The following is a 17,239-nucleotide window of genomic DNA, read 5'->3' as shown; positions in this document are numbered from 1 at the left end:
GCTTTGGCCGCTCGATGCCACAGGGCCCGCCGCGGCGCCTTTTGCCGCCTTTTCCAGGTTCGGTGTAGCATAGCCCACCAAGGTTTCACGGCTGCTCAATTGGAGCATGCATTCTCTTACGTGACAAAGGCTTATGGAGTCTTTTTATGAGTGAAGTCAAGCATTCGCGCCTGATCGTCTTGGGCTCCGGCCCGGCGGGTTACACCGCTGCCGTGTACGCCGCGCGGGCCAACCTCAAGCCTGTTGTCATCACCGGCATCCAGCCCGGCGGCCAGCTCACCACCACCACCGAGGTCGACAACTGGCCGGGCGACGTCGAGGGCCTGACCGGTCCCGCCCTGATGGAGCGCATGGAGCAGCACGCCAAGCGTTTCGATACCGAGATCGTCTACGACCACATCCACACCGCCGAGTTGCAGCAGAAGCCCTTCATCCTCAAGGGTGACAGCGGCACCTACAGTTGCGACGCGCTGATCATCGCTACTGGCGCCTCCGCACAATACCTGGGCATGAGCTCGGAAGAGGCCTTCATGGGCAAGGGCGTTTCCGCCTGCGCCACCTGCGACGGCTTCTTCTACCGCAACCAGGTGGTCTGCGTGGTCGGCGGCGGCAACACCGCGGTCGAGGAAGCACTGTACCTGGCCAACATCGCCAAGGAAGTGCACCTGATCCACCGCCGCGACAAGCTGCGCTCGGAGAAGATCCTCCAGGACAAGCTGTTCGAGAAGGCCAAAAACGGCAACGTGCGCCTGCACTGGAACACCACCCTGGACGAGGTCCTGGGCGACGACATGGGTGTGATCGGCGTGCGCCTGAAGGACGTGGACAGCGGCGAGACCCGCCAGCTGGACCTGGCCGGCGTGTTCATCGCCATCGGCCACAAGCCCAACACCGACCTGTTCACCGGCCAGCTGGAAATGCGTGACGGCTACCTGGTGGTCAAGGGCGGCGGCGAAGGCAATGCCACCGCCACCAGCATCCCCGGCGTGTTCGCCGCGGGCGACGTGGCCGACCACGTCTACCGCCAGGCCATCACCTCGGCCGGCGCCGGCTGCATGGCCGCGCTGGACGCCGAGAAATACCTCGACGACAGTCACTGACAGGCCCGGGGAGGGCCCGCCCTCCCCTACCCCGCCATGCTCAGTTGGCTTTCCCGCGGCAATTTCGACTTCCCGCCCCTCGAACAGGCCCTGCACGAGCCCAACGGTTTGCTCGCGGCCGGTGGCGACCTCGACCCGCGCCGCCTGGTGGCCGCCTACCGCCACGGCTGCTTCCCCTGGTACCAGGACGACCAGCCGATCCTCTGGTGGTCGCCGGACCCGCGCACCGTGCTCTTCCCCGACGAACTGCACGTTTCCCGCAGCCTGGCCAAGTGCCTGCGCCAGGGCCGCTACCGGGTGACCTTCGACACGGCCTTCGACCAGGTCATCGCCGCCTGCGCCGCGCCGCGCGACTACGCCGACGGCACCTGGATCACCCAGCCGATGCAGGACGCCTACCGCCAGCTGCACCGCATGGGCATCGCCCACTCGGTGGAAAGCTGGGACGGCGACGAACTGGTCGGCGGCCTCTATGGCCTGGCCATGGGCCGGCTGTTCTTCGGCGAATCCATGTTCAGCCGCGCCGACAACGCCTCCAAGGTGGCATTCGTCACCCTGGTGCAACATCTGCGCGCCGCCGGGTTCGTATTGATCGACTGCCAGATGCCCACCCAGCACCTGCACAGCTTCGGCGCCCGCGCCATCAGCCGTGCCGATTTCGCCAGCCACCTGCGCCGTCATCTCGACGAAACGCCGCTCTGCGACTGGCGTTCGCAAGCGGACTCGCGCGGACTGGCATAAACTTGCCAGAGGGTTATCGCGGGGGTTGACCATGACCGAACTGGCCCGACTGAAGTTCTACGCGACGCAGCCGCATCCATGCAGCTACCTGCCCGAGGAGCAGGCCACCACCCTGTTCCTCGATCCCAGTCAGCCCATGGACGCGCAACTGTACGCCTCGCTGTCGGAAGTCGGTTTCCGTCGCAGCGGCGAGCACCTCTATCGCCCGCACTGCCAGCACTGCACCGCCTGCATCCCGGCGCGCATCCCCGCCGCGGGCTTCCAGCCCAATCGCCAGCAGAAGCGCATCATCAAGCGCAACACCGATCTCAAGGTGCTCAAGCGCCGCCCGGCCTTCACCGAGGAGTACTACGCGCTGTACATGCGCTACATCGAGCAGCGCCACGCCGACGGCGACATGTATCCACCCAGCCGCGACCAGTTCAGCACCTTCCTGGTGCGCGATCTGCCGTTCAGCTGCTTCTACGAGTTCCGCCTGCAGGGCCGCCTGCTCGCCGTGGCGGTCACCGACGTGCTGCCCAACGGCCTGTCGGCGGTCTACACCTTCTACGACCCCGACGAGGAACGCCGCAGCCTGGGGCGCTACGCGATCCTCTGGCAGATCGCCGAAACCGAGCGCCTGGGCCTGTACGCGGTGTACCTCGGCTACTGGATCAAGAACTGCCGGAAGATGAACTACAAGACCCAGTACCGGCCGATCGAACTCTTCGTCAACCAGCGCTGGGTGGCGCTCAGCTGAAGCAAGCGCTCCGCTTCTGGCGTACGACATGGATTTCAGGCACAATACTCGCCTTTTTTCAGGCCACCCAGGCCATTCATAGACACCGAGGGCTCTACTGCATGTCGAAAGAAGACAGCTTCGAAATGGAAGGCACTGTCGTCGACACCCTGCCCAACACCATGTTCCGCGTGGAGTTGGAGAACGGGCACGTCGTTACCGCGCACATCTCCGGCAAGATGCGCAAGAACTACATCCGCATCCTGACCGGCGACAAGGTTCGCGTCGAACTGACTCCCTACGACCTGAGCAAGGGTCGCATCACCTACCGCGCACGTTGAGCGCAAGGTGAATCCGGGCCACGGCCCGGACGAATAGCAAAACGCCCGGCATTGCCGGGCGTTTGCATTTGGGCCGCAAGGCCGACCGTCAGGCCGGCTCCGCGGTGACCACCTCGTACTCGAAGACCAGCTCGCCGTCCTTCAGGTCGATGTGCGCCACGCCACCGTGCTCGGCCAGTTCGCCGAACAGGATCTGCTCGGCCAGGGGCCGCTTGATCTTGTCCTGGATCAGCCGCGCCATCGGGCGAGCACCCATCTGCGGGTCGTAGCCCTTCTCCGCCAGCCAGTTGCGCGCCACGTCGCTGACCTCGAGCTGGACGCGCTTGTCCTCCAGCTGCGCCTGCAGCTCGGTGAGGAACTTGTCAACCACGCTCTTGATCGTCTCGTGGCTGAGCCGGCCGAACTGGATGATGGTATCCAGGCGGTTGCGGAACTCCGGCGTGAAGCTCTTCTTGATCACTTCCATGGCATCGCTGGCGTGGTCCTGCTGGCTGAAGCCGATGGAGGCCCGCGCCGCGGTTTCCGCGCCGGCGTTGGTGGTCATGATGACGATGACATTGCGGAAGTCCGCCTTGCGCCCGTTGTTGTCGGTCAGGGTGCCGTGGTCCATCACCTGCAGCAGCAGGTTGAAGACTTCCGGGTGGGCCTTCTCGATTTCATCCAGCAGCAGCACGCAGTGCGGAGTCTTGGTGATGGCCTCGGTGAGCAGGCCGCCCTGGTCGAAGCCGACGTAGCCCGGCGGGGCGCCGATCAGCCGCGACACGGTATGCCGCTCCATGTACTCGGACATGTCGAAGCGCACCAGCTCCACACCCATCGCCTTGGCCAACTGGCGGGCGACCTCGGTCTTGCCCACCCCGGTGGGGCCGGCGAAGAGGAAGGAGCCGACCGGCTTGTCCGGCGACTTCAGGCCTGCGCGGGACAGCTTGATGGCGGTGGACAGCGACTCGATGGCCGCATCCTGGCCGAACACCGTCAGCTTGAGATCGCGCTCGAGGTTGCGCAGCAGCTCCTTGTCCGAGCTGGTGACGTGCTTCGGCGGAATCCGCGCGATCTTCGCCACTATGTCCTCGACCTGGGCCACCTCGATGCGCTTCACGCGCTTCTCTTCCGGCTGCAGGCGCTGGTAGGCGCCGGCTTCGTCGATGACGTCGATGGCCTTGTCCGGCATGTGCCGGTCATTGATGTAGCGCGCGGCCAGTTCGGCGGCGGCGCGCAGGGCCTCGTCGCTGTACTCGATGTGATGGTGCTGCTCGAAGCGCGGCTTCAAGCCCTTGAGGATGCCCACGGTGTCTTCCACCGACGGCTCGGTGACGTCGACCTTCTGGAAGCGCCGCGCCAGGGCCCGGTCCTTCTCGAAGATGCCGCGGAATTCCTGGAAGGTGGTCGAGCCGATGCAGCGGATCTCGCCCGAGGACAGCAGCGGCTTGAGCAGGTTGGACGCGTCCATCACCCCGCCGGACGCCGCACCGGCGCCGATGATGGTGTGGATTTCGTCGATGAACAGCACCGCATGCGGGCGCTTGCGCAATTCATTGAGCAGCGCCTTGAAGCGCTTCTCGAAGTCGCCGCGGTACTTGGTGCCGGCCAGCAGCGCGCCCAGGTCCAGGGAGTAGACCACGCTGTCGGCCAGCAGGTCCGGCACCTGGCCGTCGACGATGCGCTTGGCCAGGCCTTCGGCGATGGCGGTCTTGCCGACGCCGGCCTCGCCCACCAGCAGCGGGTTGTTCTTGCGCCGCCGGGCGAGGATCTGCGCCACGCGCTCCACCTCGGCCTCGCGACCGACCAGCGGGTCGATGCGGCCCTGGCGCGCCAGGTCGTTGAGGTTGCTGGCGTAGGCGTCCAGCGGGTGGCTGGAGGTAGAGGACTCGCCGCCCTCCTCGTCCTGCATTTCCTGGTCGCTTTCCGGGTGCTCGGCATGGCCCGGCACCTTGGAGATGCCGTGGGCGATGTAGTTCACCACATCTATACGGGCCACGCTCTGCTGCTTGAGCAGGAACACCGCCTGGCTCTCCTGCTCGCTGAAGATGGCCACCAGCACGTTGGCGCCGGTCACTTCGCGCTTGCCCGAACTCTGCACGTGGAACACCGCGCGCTGCAGCACGCGCTGGAAGCCCAGGGTCGGCTGGGTCTCGCGGTCCTCGTCGTGCTGCGGGATCAGCGGCGTGGTGGAATCGATGAATTCCTGCAGATCACGACGCAGCTTGTCCAGGTTCGCCCCGCAGGCGCGCAGCACTGTGGCCGCCGCCTCGTTGTCCAGGAGCGCCAGCAGCAGGTGCTCGACGGTCATGAACTCATGCCGTTTTGCCCGCGCTTCCTTGAAGGCGAGATTGAGGGTGACTTCGAGCTCTCGATTCAACATGGCTTCACCTCGCTCCAAACATCCGCATCAGCTTTCTTTCTCAATCTCACACAACAGTGGATGCTGGCTCTCCCTCGCATACTGATTGACCTGCATGGCCTTGGTCTCGGCGATGTCACGGGTGAACGTGCCGCAGACCGCCTTACCTTGAGTATGTACGGTCAACATGACCTTGGTCGCCTGCTCCCGGTTCATGTTGAAGTACAGCTCCAGTACCTCTACCACGAAATCCATCGGCGTGTAGTCATCGTTGAACATGATGACCCTGTACATCGGCGGAGGTTTCAGGGCCGGCTTGGATTCCTCGACCGCGAGCCCGGCCCCCTCTTCCTCGAGGGGATCGGGACGGTCCTGATTGAATGTTAGTCGAATCTGGCTACTTGCATGCATGCTGGAATAAATGGGTTCGCAACGTGGGAATTAAAGGCCTGAGTGGAGTTTGACCGGAATCTCAGGCACGGACGAGAGCGCCTTGACTAACCCCGAAACGGTGTTACAAACAAAGGATACCCCACAGCGGGTATCAGGCGTTCTGCGGCCCTGGAACCTCTGGGGCTGGAGCGGAATCGTAGTGGATGATACTCCAGCGATGGAGTCCTTTGCAGAGGGATATCAGCATGCTCAGCGGTAAGGTCAAGTGGTTCAACAACGCCAAGGGCTATGGATTCATCCTGGCCGACGGCCGAGATGAGGACCTGTTCGCTCATTACTCGGCAATCCAGATGGATGGCTACAAGACGCTCAAGGCCGGCCAGCCGGTCAGCTTCGAGATCCTGCAAGGTCCGAAGGGTCTGCATGCGGTGAACATCCAGCCGATCGGCGCCAGCGCGCCGGCCAGCGCCGCCCAGGCCAGCCCCAGCAGCGAGGTGCAGAGCGTCACCGCAGAAGCCTGATTCCCCCTGCCCCGCCATTTCCGGCGAAGCGATGAAGAAAGGCCGGTGGGAACCGGCCTTTTTTCGTTGTCTCACGCCTGTTACATCCTGGCGATCATGGCCTCGCCGAACTCCGAGCAGGACGCCAGCTTGGCGCCGTCCATCAGCCGCTCGAAGTCGTAGGTCACGGTCTTGGCCGCGATGGCGCCGTTCATCCCCTTGATGATCAGGTCGGCCGCTTCGGTCCAGCCCATGTGGCGCAGCATCATCTCGGCGGAGAGGATCAGCGAGCCCGGGTTGACCTTGTCCTGCCCGGCGTACTTGGGCGCGGTGCCGTGGGTCGCCTCGAACATGGCCACCGAATCCGACAGGTTGGCCCCCGGGGCGATGCCGATGCCGCCCACTTCCGCCGCCAGGGCGTCGGAGAGGTAGTCACCGTTCAGGTTCAGGGTGGCGATCACGTCGTATTCGGCCGGGCGCAGCAGGATCTGCTGCAGCATGGCGTCGGCGATCACGTCCTTGACCACAATGTTCTTGCCGGTCACCGGATTCTTGAACTGCATCCAGGGACCGCCGTCCAGCAGCTCGGCGCCGAACTCCTCGCGGGCCAGCTCGTAGCCCCAGTCCTTGAAAGCGCCCTCGGTGAATTTCATGATGTTGCCCTTGTGCACCAGGGTGACCGAGCTGCGGTCGTTGTCCACGGCGTACTGCAGGGCCTTGCGCACCAGGCGCCTGGTGCCGTCGCGGGAGACCGGCTTGATGCCGATGCCGCAGTTCTCGGTGAAGCGGATCTTCTTGACGCCCATCTCCTCGGTGAGGAACTTGATGACCTTCTCGGCTTCGGGCGAACCGGCCTTCCACTCGACGCCGGCGTAGATGTCCTCGGAGTTCTCGCGGAAGATCACCATGTCCACGTCGCCGGGCTTCTTCACCGGGCTGGGCACGCCCTCGAACCAGCGCACCGGGCGCAGGCAGACGTAGAGGTCGAGCTGCTGGCGCAGGGCCACGTTGAGGGAGCGGATGCCGCCGCCGACGGGGGTGGTCAGCGGGCCCTTGATGGACACCACGTAGTCACGCACGGCTTCCAGGGTCTCTTCGGGCAGCCAGGTGTCCTGGTCGTAGACCTGGGTGGCCTTCTCGCCGGCATAGACCTCCATCCAGGCGATCTTGCGCTGTCCGCTGTAGGCCTTTTCCACTGCCGCATCGACGACGTCGATCATGACCGGACTGATGTCCACGCCGATGCCGTCGCCTTCGATGTAGGGAATGATCGGGTTGTTCGGTACCTTCAGGGAATTGTCGGCATTGACGGTGATGCGCTCACCTGCGGCCGGCACCTGGATCTTCTGGTATCCCATGCTGAACTCCGTGCTGTGGTTGAACCTCAGGGACCAGCCCCGCTTCGTCGCGGCGTGACGGGAACAGGCCCGGGTTCCTGAGGGTAGCCCAGTTGCCGGCCCCTAACCACAATCTTATGCCTTAGTCTAAAAGCCGCGGGTGCGTCACCCCGCCGCGAGAGTGGTATACTGCGCGCCGTGACTTCACAGTCATCGAGGTCCGAGCCGTCTGGGACCAGACCCCTCCCCTCGCAACGGCCACGTCGCCACCCTGACGCGGTCGTACAACGCTCTACTGGCGCCCCTATATCCCCGCGGCAATTCTCGAATGCCGGCACCTTGCCGTGTCGGACGAAAGCGCCCACCAAGGCGTATCGAGACTCTGTGCGCGCCCAGCAAAGAAGAGAGTCATAGTAGATGTCCAACCGCTCGAAGATCACCTACACCTTCACCGACGAAGCACCCGCCCTCGCCACCTACTCGCTCCTCCCGATCGTCAAGGCCTTCGCCGCCTCCGCCGACATTGACGTCGAAACCCGCGACATCTCTCTTGCAGGACGCATCCTCGCCGCCTTCACCGACAAGCTCGGCGACAAGGCCATCGAAGACGACCTGGCCTACCTCGCCAAGCTGGCCACCGCACCCGACGCCAACATCATCAAGCTGCCGAACATCAGCGCCTCGGTCCCCCAGCTCAAGGGCGCCATCGCCGAGCTGCAGGCCCTGGGCTACGCCGTCCCGGACTTCCCGGAAGACCCGCAGACCGACGCAGAGAAAGACACCCGCGCCCGCTACGCCAAGGTCCTGGGCAGCGCCGTGAACCCGGTCCTGCGCGAAGGCAACTCCGACCGCCGCGCCCCCGCCGCGGTCAAGGCCTACGCCCGCAAGCACCCGCACAGCATGGGCAAGTGGAGCATGGCCTCGCGCTCCCACGCTGACTACATGCGTGGCGGCGATTTCTTCTCCAGCGAGCAGTCGGTCACCATCCCCAAGGCCGGTGAAGTCCGCCTCGAGTTCGTCGGCAAGGACGGCAAGGTCGAGCTGAAGAAGACCCTGAAGATGCAGGAAGGTGAAGTCCTCGACAGCATGTTCATGAGCTGCAACAAACTGCGCGCCTTCTTCGAGAAGACCCTGCAGGACTGCAAGGAAACCGGCGTCATGTGGTCCCTGCACGTCAAGGCGACCATGATGAAGATCTCCCACCCGATCGTCTTCGGCCACGCCGTCACCGTCTACTACAAGGACGTGTTCGACAAGTGGGGCCAACTGTTCGACGAGCTGGGCGTGAACCCGAACAACGGCATCTCCAGCGTCTATGACAAGATCAAGTCGCTGCCGGCCTCGCAGCAGGAAGAGATCCTCCACGACATCCACGAGGTGTACAGCCACCGTCCGGAAATGGCGATGGTCGACTCGGTCAAGGGCATCACCAACCTGCACATCCCCAGCGACGTGATCGTCGACGCCTCGATGCCGGCGATGATCCGCAACTCGGGTCAGATGTGGGGCAAGGACGGCAAGCAGAAGGACACCAAGGCGGTGATGCCGGAGAGCACCTACGCCCGCATCTACCAGGAGATGATCAACTTCTGCAAGACCAACGGCGCCTTCGACCCGACCACCATGGGCAGCGTGCCGAACGTCGGCCTGATGGCGCAGAAGGCCGAGGAATACGGCTCCCACGACAAGACCTTCGAGATGGAAGCCGACGGCACCATGCGCGTGGTCGACGAAGACGGCAAGGTGCTGATGCAGCACGAAGTCGAAGCCGGCGACATCTGGCGCGCCTGCCAGACCAAGGACGCCCCGATCCGCGACTGGGTCAAGCTGGCCGTCACCCGCGCCCGCCAGTCCAACACTCCGGCCATCTTCTGGCTGGACCCGGAGCGCGCCCACGACAACGAGCTGCGCAAGAAGGTCGAGCTGTACCTGAAGGACCACGACCTGACCGGCCTGGACATCAGCATCAAGGGCTACAACGAAGCCATCCGCACCAGCATGGAGCGCATGATCCGCGGCCAGGACACCATCTCGGTGACCGGCAACGTCCTGCGCGACTACCTGACCGACCTGTTCCCGATCATGGAGCTGGGCACCTCGGCCAAGATGCTGTCCATCGTTCCGCTGATGGCCGGTGGCGGCATGTACGAGACCGGCGCCGGCGGTTCGGCTCCGAAGCACGTGCAGCAGTTGGTGGAAGAGAACTACCTGCGCTGGGATTCCCTGGGTGAGTTCCTGGCCCTGGCCGTGTCCCTGGAAGAAGAAGGCATCAAGACCGGCAATGCCAAGGCCAAGGTCCTGGGCAAGACCCTCGACGAAGCCACCGGCAAGCTGCTGGACAACAACAAGTCCCCGGCGCGCAAGGTCGGCGAGATCGACAACCGCGGCAGCCACTTCTACCTGGCGCTGTACTGGGCCCAGGCCCTGGCCGCGCAGAACGAAGACGCCGAGCTGAAAGCCCACTTCACCCCGCTGGCCAAGACTCTGACCGAACAGGAAGCGGCCATCATCGCCGAACTGAACGGCGCCCAGGGCAAGGCCGTGGACATCGGTGGCTACTACCGCTCCAACCCGGAGAAAACCAGCCAGGTGATGCGCCCCAGCGCCACCTTCAACGCCGCCATCGACTCGCTGAACTGAATCGAAGGCTAGCGTGACCGACGAAAACCCCGGCCTGGTGCCGGGGTTTTTGCTTTTCGGGGCTGCGCCTCCACCCAACACCGTCCCCACCTTCCAGGGTTATCATGCCCATTTCCCCCCGGAGGACCATCCATGCGCTGGCAACCGCATATCACAGTCGCAACCATCGTCGAAGACCAGGGCCGCTTCCTGCTGGTGGAGGAAACCTCCCACGGCAAGACCGTGCTGAACCAGCCCGCCGGCCACTTGGAGGCCGACGAGAGCCTGCTGCAGGCAGCCGTACGCGAAACCCTCGAAGAAACCGGCTGGGAAGTCGAACTGACCGCGGTCACCGGCATCTACCTCTACACCGCACCCAGCAACGGCGTGACCTACCAGCGCGTGTGCTTCGCCGCCCGCCCGCTGCGGCACCGCCCGGAGCTGCCGCTGGACGACGGCATCATCGGCCCGCGCTGGCTGACCCGCGAGGAGCTGGAAGCCTGCCGGGACAGCTGGCGCAGCCATCTGGTAGCGCGCTGCATCGACGACTACCTGGCCGGCGGACGCTTCCCCCTGGCGCTGATCCGCGACGCCGAACTGCCCGTGCCGAACCCGGCCTGATAGAATCCCGCTTTTGCACCGACGCCTGCGATAGCCCGCCATGTCCGATTCCAGCACTACCTCCCCCGTCCAGCCCGGCAAGGGCCGCGTCATCGTCGGCATGTCCGGCGGCGTGGATTCCTCGGTTTCCGCCCTCCTGCTCAAGGAGCAGGGCTATGAGGTGGAAGGCCTGTTCATGAAGAACTGGGAAGAGGACGACGGCACCGAATACTGCACCGCCATGACCGACCTGGCCGATGCCCAGGCCGTCTGCGACCGCATCGGCATCAAGTTGCACACCGCCAACTTCGCCGCCGAGTACTGGGACAACGTCTTCGAGTACTTCCTCGCCGAATACAAGGCCGGGCGCACGCCGAACCCGGACATCCTGTGCAACCGCGAGATCAAGTTCAAAGCCTTCCTCGACTACGCCCTGGCCCTGGGCGCCGACCTGATCGCCACCGGCCACTATGTGCGCCGCCGCGACATCGACGGCCGCACCGAACTGCTCAAGGGCCTGGACCCGAACAAGGACCAGAGCTACTTCCTCCACGCCGTGGGCGGCGAACAGATCGCCAGGACGCTGTTCCCGGTCGGCGAACTGGAGAAGCCGGAAGTGCGCGCCATCGCCGAGAAATACGGCCTGGCCACGGCGAAGAAGAAGGACTCCACCGGCATCTGCTTCATTGGCGAGCGCCGCTTCAGCGACTTCCTCAAGCAGTACCTGCCGGCCCAGCCGGGCGACATCGAGACCACCGACGGCACCGTCATCGGCCGCCACGCCGGGCTCATGTACCACACCATCGGCCAGCGCCAGGGCCTGGGCATCGGCGGCATGAAGAACGCTGACGACAGCCCCTGGTACGTGCTGGAGAAGGACCTGGCGCGCAACGTGCTGATCGTTGGCCAGGGCAACGACCACCCCTGGCTGTTCTCCCGCGCCCTGCACGCCTCGAACATCTTCTGGGTGAACCCGCTGGAGTTGCCCGAACCGCGCGCCCTGCGCGCCAAGGTGCGCTACCGCCAGGCCGACCAGGACTGCGTCCTGGAGCGCACCGCCGCCGGCTACCGCGCAGTGTTCGACCAGCCGCAGCGCGCCGTCACCCCGGGCCAGTCCGTGGTGTTCTACGACGGCGAGGTGTGCCTGGGCGGTGGTGTGATCGAATCGGCCGAACCGTCCTACGCGAAGGAGCGTGCATGAGCGAGTTGCGCGACCAACTGATCGCCCTCGCCGGCGTCTTCGAAGCTGCCGCCCTGGTGGACCGCCTGGCCCGCACCGGGCAGATTCCCGAAGCCCCGCTGGGCTGCATGCTCGGCAGCCTGCTGGTGCGCGAGCCGAAGACCACCCTGGACGTGTTCGGCGGCGACATCCACAACCTGCGCGAGGGCTTCCGCGCCCTGGCCAGCGCCCTGGAGCGCGATCCCAACAGCCTGCAGCGCGAACCGCTGCGCTATGCGCTGTCGCTGATCGGCCTGGAGCGCCAGCTGGCCAAGCGCGACGATATGCTCGACCTGATCGGCTCGCGCCTGGACCAGGTGCAGCAGCAGGTGCAGCACTTCGGCCTGGTCCACGAGAACGTCATCGCCTCCTGCGCCGGCCTCTACCAGGACACCCTGAGCACCTTCCGCCAGCGCATCCAGGTGCACGGCGACATGCGCTACCTGCAGATCAACGCCAACGCCGCGCGCATCCGCGCCCTGCTGCTGGCCGGCATCCGCTCGGCGCGCCTGTGGCGGCAGCTGGGCGGCAACCGCTGGCAAATGGTGTTCGGCCGGCGCAAGCTGCTCAACGAGTTGCGCCCGATCCTGCGCGGCGCCGACTGACCGGCCCGGGGCGCCCGCCCGGGCGCCTTCCACATGGCAGCAAGTACGGGCGACGGCGCGCCCTTTCGTGTATGATGTGCGCCCTTTTCGTTGACCGACAGCCACGAGAACGCCCCATGCAGCTTTCCTCCCTCACCGCGGTTTCCCCCGTCGACGGCCGTTACGGCAGCAAGACCAGCGCCCTGCGTCCGATCTTCAGCGAATACGGCCTGATCCGTTTCCGCGTCCTGGTTGAGGTCCGCTGGCTGCAGCGCCTCGCGGCGCACACCGGCATCCCCGAGGTGGCGCCCTTCTCCGGCGAAGCCAACGCCCTGCTCGACAAGCTGGCCGAGGACTTCCAACTGGAGCACGCCGAGCGCATCAAGGAAATCGAGCGCACCACCAACCACGACGTGAAAGCCGTGGAGTACCTGCTCAAGGAGCAGGCGGCCAAGCTGCCGGAGCTGGCCAAGGTCAGCGAATTCATCCACTTCGCCTGCACCAGCGAGGACATCAACAACCTGTCCCACGCCCTGATGCTGCGCGAAGGCCGCGACCAGGTGCTGCTGCCGCTGATGCGCCAGATCGCCGAGTCGATCCGCGAGTTGGCGGTGCAGTTCGCCGACGTGCCCATGCTCTCGCGCACCCACGGCCAGCCGGCCTCGCCGACCACCCTGGGCAAGGAACTGGCCAACGTGGTCTACCGCCTGGAGCGGCAGATCAAGCAGGTCGCCGAAGTCGAGCTGCTGGGCAAGATCAACGGCGCCGTGGGCAACTACAACGCCCACCTGTCGGCCTACCCGCAGGTGGACTGGGAAGCCAACGCCCGCGAGTTCATCGTCCACGACCTGGGCCTGGCCTGGAACCCCTACACCACCCAGATCGAGCCGCACGACTACATCGCCGAGCTGTTCGACGCCATCGCCCGCTTCAACACCATCCTCATCGACTTCGACCGCGACGTCTGGGGCTACATCTCCCTGGGCTACTTCAAGCAGAAGACCGTGGCCGGCGAGATCGGCTCCTCGACCATGCCGCACAAGGTCAACCCGATCGACTTCGAGAACTCCGAAGGCAACCTGGGCATCGCCAACGCGATCTTCCAGCACCTGGCCAGCAAGCTGCCGATCTCCCGCTGGCAGCGCGACCTGACCGACTCCACCGTGCTGCGCAACCTCGGCGTCGGTTTCGCCCACAGCGTCATCGCCTATGAAGCCAGCCTCAAGGGCATCGGCAAGCTGGAGCTGAACGCCGCGCGCATCGCCGAGGACCTGGACGCCTGCTGGGAAGTCCTGGCCGAGCCGGTGCAGACCGTGATGCGCCGCTACGGCATCGAGAACCCCTACGAGAAGCTCAAGGAGCTGACCCGCGGCAAAGGCATCAGCGCCGAGGCCCTGCAAGTGTTCATCGAAGGCCTCGACATGCCCGCCGAAGCCAAGGCCGAGCTGAAGAAGCTGACTCCGGCGAACTACATCGGCAACGCCGCCGCCCAGGCCAAGCGCATCTGACATGCGCTGAACATTTGCACGCCCGGCTGTGCCGGGCGTTTTTGTTTCAAGGACTTACATATGAATCCTGCTATTCCTCTTCAGCTCCTGGGCGGCATCAGCGCCGATGAATTCCTCCGCGACTACTGGCAGAAGAAACCCCTGCTGGTGCGCCAGGCCATCCCCGGTTTCGAAAGCCCGCTGGAGGCCGACGAGCTGGCCGGCCTGTCCCTGGAGGACAGCGTCGAGTCGCGCATCGTCCTCGAACACGGCAACACCCCCTGGGAAATGCGCCGCGGCCCCTTCAGCGAGGACACCTACAAGGAACTGCCCGAGCGCGACTGGACCCTGCTGGTGCAGGCCGTCGACCAGTTCGTGCCGGAAGTCGCCGGCCTGCTGGAGCACTTCAAGTTCCTGCCCAGCTGGCGCATCGACGACGTGATGATCAGCTACGCCGCTCCCGGCGGCGGTGTCGGCCCGCACTTCGACAACTACGACGTGTTCCTGCTGCAGGGCCACGGCCGCCGTCGCTGGAAGGTCGGCCAGCTGTGCGACGCCGACAGCCCGATGCTGCAGCACGCCGACCTGCGCATCCTCGCCGACTTCCAGCAGAGCGACGAATGGGTGCTGGAACCCGGCGACATGCTCTACCTGCCGCCGCGCCTGGCCCACTACGGCATCGCCGAGGACGAGTGCATGACCTACTCGGTCGGCTTCCGCGCCCCCAGCGCCGCCGAGGTGCTGACCCACTTCACCGACTTCCTCGCCCAGTTCCTCTCCGACGAGGAGCGCTACAGCGACGCCGGCATGGCCGCCGTGCAGAGCGGCGAGGACCAGCACAAGATCCAGCGCGACGCCCTCGACCGCCTGAAGAACCTGCTGCAGGAGCACATGAGCGACGAGCGCCTGCTGCTCACCTGGTTCGGCCAGTTCATGACCGAGCCGCGCTACCCGGAACTGGTGACCGGCGAGGAGATCGACGACACGGACCTGCGGCAGGCCCTGGAAGACGGCGCCGTACTGGTGCGCAACCCCAGCGCGCGCCTGGCCTGGAGCGAAGTGGACGTCGGCCTGCTGCTGTTCTCCAGCGGCCAGAGCGTGGTGCTGCCCAAGGCCATGGAGCCGCTGCTCAAGCTGGTGTGCTCGGCGGACGCCCTGCACAGCGACAACCTCGGCCAATGGCTGGGCGACGAGGATGGGCGTAAGCTGTTGGCAGAATTGGTCAAACAGGGCAGTTTGGAGTTTGCCGATGAGTAACAAGATCAGGGTTCGCCTGGCCGATTGGCAGAAGGACAATGCCGACCTGCGACGCATCCGCGAGGCGGTCTTCATCGCCGAGCAATCGGTGCCGCCGGAACTGGAGTGGGATGCCGAGGACGCGGAAGCCGTGCACTTCCTCGCCTTCGAGGGGGACTACGCAATCGGCACGGCGCGCCTGCTGCCCGACGGCCACATCGGCCGCGTCTCGGTACTCAAGGACTGGCGCGGGCTGAAGGTCGGCGACCAGCTGATGCGCGCCGCCATCGAGGAAGCCGAGCGCCGCCAGCTCAAGCGCCAGCTGCTCACCGCCCAAGTCTATGCCATCCCCTTCTACGAGCGGCTAGGCTTCAAGGTGGCCAGCGGCGAATTCCTCGAAGCCGGCCTGCCCCACGTCGACATGGTGCGCGAAAGCGCCTGAGGAAGCCGCGATGAAAGACGCCCCGGACCACGAAGGCCAACTCCCGGCCATCGACTTCCAATCCCCGGGGCGTTTCAGCGTGCACAACCCGGCGCCCGACCTGCCGACCTCCCAACCCTGGGAACCGGCGCCCTTCCGCCTCGGCGAGGCCAGCGGCCTGCAACGCTTCGGCGAACCAGAGGCCGCCCGCTCCCATGCCCTGGCGCTGATGCAGCAGGCCAGCCGCAGCCTGTGCCTGTACAGCCCCGACCTGGAAGCCTGGCTGTACAACCACAGCAGCATCCAGGAAGCCTGCACCCGCCTGCTGCTGCGCCATCCGCAGAACCGCCTGCGCATCCTCCTGCGCGACAGCACCCGCCCGGTCAGGGAAGGCCACCGCCTGCTCAACCTCAGCCGGCGCTTGTCGAGCAACCTGCACATCCGCCTGCTCAACCCGGACTACCCCAGCCCGGAACAGGCCTTCCTGCTCGCCGACCAACTCGGCCTGCTGCTGCGAACCGAACCAGCGCTGCCCGCCGGCCATGCCCACTACAACGACCCCGGCCGCGTGCGCCAGCTCCAGGCGCAGTTCGACCAGGCCTGGGACACCAGCCTCGCCGACCCTAACCTGCGGAGCTTCCTGCTGTGAGCCATCGCCGAACCGCCCTGCTCCTCGCCTGCGCCATCAGCCTGGCCGTCCAGGCCGCGCCGCGCACCGAGATCCTGCCGTTGAGCTACCGCACCGCTGACGAAATCCTCCCGGTGGTGCAGCAGGTCCTCGGCAACGAAGGCCGGGTAACCGCCTACGGCAACCAACTGGTGGTCAACGCCGAGCCAGCGAAGATTCGCGAGCTGCAGCAGGTGCTGGAGCAACTGGACACCCGCCCCCATCGCCTGCTGATCAGCGTCGACACCAGCGATTCCAGCCAGCGCAGCCGCAGCGGCTATTCGGTGAACGGCTCGGCCAGCGTCGGCAACGTCGAGATCCAGAGCGGCCGCGGCGAGGTCCACGGCCGCGACCAGGTGCGCATCATCGACAGCTCCACCGCCAGCCGCAGCGGCGGCGTGCAGCAGATCCAGACCACCGAGGGCTCGCCGGCGCTGATCCAGGTCGGCCAGAGCCAGCCGGTATATAACGTCGGCGTCGGCCCCTACGGCCAGGTCTACAGCCAGACCGAGTACCGCGACGCCAACCGCGGCATGTACGTGACCGCCACCTTGAGCGGCAACATCGTCCACATCGACCTGGACACCCGCAACGACCGCTTCAACAACAGCGCCCCCGGCGCCATGGACACCGCCGGCGCCAGCACCCGCCTGAGCGGCCGCCTCGGCGAGTGGATCGAGGTGGGCGGCGTCAGCGAAAACAGCCAGGGCAGCCAGGGCGGCCTGACGCGCAATTACAGCACCCAGGGCCGCAGCGACAGCAGCCTGCGGGTGAAGGTCGAAGTGCTCGACTAAGCCTTCCGAAGGTGACCGGAGAGTCCTCCTTAGACCTTCGTGTAGTAGTCCAAAAAAAACACTACAAAACGTTTGACGAACGTTTGTTCGAAAGGCATGATGGCCTCGCTCCCGCTAACCAGGGGCCCTGAACCGGGCCTC

17 protein-coding genes are annotated in these 17,239 nt (G+C 65.4%); 14 read left to right on the top strand and 3 right to left on the bottom strand.

The annotated features are described in order from the left end of the window. The first annotated feature begins 146 nt into the window (after positions 1-146). The 4 genes from trxB to infA all read left to right on the top strand — a co-directional run bounded on the left by trxB (position 147) and on the right by infA (position 2,900). Positions 147-1,100 carry a thioredoxin-disulfide reductase gene (trxB, locus tag ACTWJ5_RS12785; protein ID WP_116424009.1) on the top strand — a complete coding sequence of 318 codons (954 nt, stop codon included), beginning with the start codon at positions 147-149 and terminating at the stop codon, positions 1,098-1,100. Between the two features lie 36 nt (positions 1,101-1,136). Then, positions 1,137-1,841, top strand: a complete 705-nt coding sequence (gene aat, locus ACTWJ5_RS12780) for a leucyl/phenylalanyl-tRNA--protein transferase (RefSeq protein WP_444438882.1) — start codon at positions 1,137-1,139, stop codon at positions 1,839-1,841. Between the two features lie 31 nt (positions 1,842-1,872). Next, entirely contained in the window at positions 1,873-2,580 is a 708-nt protein-coding gene (locus ACTWJ5_RS12775; protein ID WP_074980660.1) for an arginyltransferase, read from the top strand. A gap of 101 nt (positions 2,581-2,681) precedes the next feature. Beyond that, a complete protein-coding gene (gene infA, locus ACTWJ5_RS12770; RefSeq protein ID WP_002553999.1) occupies positions 2,682-2,900 on the top strand; it encodes a translation initiation factor IF-1 in 219 nt (72 codons plus the stop codon). A gap of 88 nt (positions 2,901-2,988) precedes the next feature. Here the strand turns inward: infA and clpA are convergent, their stop codons facing one another. Together clpA and clpS are read right to left on the bottom strand one after the other, a co-directional pair. Beyond that, complete coding sequence (gene clpA, locus ACTWJ5_RS12765; RefSeq protein WP_043272069.1) at positions 2,989-5,262, bottom strand: ATP-dependent Clp protease ATP-binding subunit ClpA; 2,274 nt, start codon at positions 5,260-5,262, stop codon at positions 2,989-2,991. Between the two features lie 27 nt (positions 5,263-5,289). Continuing rightward, positions 5,290-5,652 (bottom strand): ATP-dependent Clp protease adapter ClpS, encoded by a 363-nt coding sequence (clpS, locus tag ACTWJ5_RS12760; RefSeq protein ID WP_024128657.1) that lies wholly within the window; start codon positions 5,650-5,652, stop codon positions 5,290-5,292. A gap of 227 nt (positions 5,653-5,879) precedes the next feature. On the opposite strand from clpS, the gene cspD reads away from it, so the two are divergent. Further along, entirely contained in the window at positions 5,880-6,155 is a 276-nt protein-coding gene (gene cspD, locus ACTWJ5_RS12755; RefSeq protein ID WP_058490152.1) for a cold shock domain-containing protein CspD, read from the top strand. Positions 6,156-6,235: 80 nt separating this feature from the next. Here cspD and icd read toward each other — a convergent pair whose 3' ends face one another. Continuing rightward, entirely contained in the window at positions 6,236-7,492 is a 1,257-nt protein-coding gene (gene icd, locus ACTWJ5_RS12750) for an NADP-dependent isocitrate dehydrogenase (RefSeq protein WP_444438878.1), read from the bottom strand. A 396-nt stretch (positions 7,493-7,888) separates the two neighbouring features. On the opposite strand from icd, the gene ACTWJ5_RS12745 reads away from it, so the two are divergent. From ACTWJ5_RS12745 to ACTWJ5_RS12705, 9 genes are all read left to right on the top strand, one after another. After that, entirely contained in the window at positions 7,889-10,111 is a 2,223-nt protein-coding gene (locus tag ACTWJ5_RS12745) for an NADP-dependent isocitrate dehydrogenase (protein ID WP_074980662.1), read from the top strand. Between the two features lie 132 nt (positions 10,112-10,243). Beyond that, positions 10,244-10,711: an NUDIX hydrolase gene (locus ACTWJ5_RS12740; RefSeq protein ID WP_249919626.1), complete on the top strand. Its 468-nt coding sequence runs from the start codon at positions 10,244-10,246 to the stop codon at positions 10,709-10,711. 40 nt (positions 10,712-10,751) lie between these two features. Next, positions 10,752-11,891, top strand: a complete 1,140-nt coding sequence (gene mnmA, locus ACTWJ5_RS12735) for a tRNA 2-thiouridine(34) synthase MnmA (protein WP_444438875.1) — start codon at positions 10,752-10,754, stop codon at positions 11,889-11,891. Then, entirely contained in the window at positions 11,888-12,514 is a 627-nt protein-coding gene (hflD, locus tag ACTWJ5_RS12730; protein WP_074980665.1) for a high frequency lysogenization protein HflD, read from the top strand. The genes mnmA and hflD overlap by 4 nt, the downstream gene beginning before the upstream one ends. A gap of 116 nt (positions 12,515-12,630) precedes the next feature. Next, positions 12,631-14,001, top strand: a complete 1,371-nt coding sequence (purB, locus tag ACTWJ5_RS12725; protein ID WP_444438873.1) for an adenylosuccinate lyase — start codon at positions 12,631-12,633, stop codon at positions 13,999-14,001. 60 nt (positions 14,002-14,061) lie between these two features. Then, on the top strand, positions 14,062-15,237 hold the full coding sequence (locus ACTWJ5_RS12720) for a ribosomal protein uL16 3-hydroxylase (protein WP_253410749.1): 1,176 nt from the start codon (positions 14,062-14,064) through the stop codon (positions 15,235-15,237). Continuing rightward, positions 15,230-15,658, top strand: a complete 429-nt coding sequence (locus ACTWJ5_RS12715; RefSeq protein ID WP_009623246.1) for a GNAT family N-acetyltransferase — start codon at positions 15,230-15,232, stop codon at positions 15,656-15,658. Before ACTWJ5_RS12720 ends, ACTWJ5_RS12715 begins: the two co-directional genes overlap by 8 nt. A 10-nt stretch (positions 15,659-15,668) precedes the next feature. Next, positions 15,669-16,286: a DUF7931 domain-containing protein gene (locus ACTWJ5_RS12710; protein WP_253410751.1), complete on the top strand. Its 618-nt coding sequence runs from the start codon at positions 15,669-15,671 to the stop codon at positions 16,284-16,286. Then, positions 16,283-17,098 carry a secretin N-terminal domain-containing protein gene (locus ACTWJ5_RS12705; protein WP_074980669.1) on the top strand — a complete coding sequence of 272 codons (816 nt, stop codon included), beginning with the start codon at positions 16,283-16,285 and terminating at the stop codon, positions 17,096-17,098. Before ACTWJ5_RS12710 ends, ACTWJ5_RS12705 begins: the two co-directional genes overlap by 4 nt. Positions 17,099-17,239: the final 141 nt, after the last annotated feature.

The sequence above is a fragment of the Pseudomonas sp. A6 genome, from assembly GCF_052367875.1.
GTDB lineage: Bacteria > Pseudomonadota > Gammaproteobacteria > Pseudomonadales > Pseudomonadaceae > Pseudomonas > Pseudomonas citronellolis.
The sequence above is the reverse complement of the archived record's forward strand: the minus strand, read 5'-3'. Positions and strand labels throughout refer to the sequence as shown.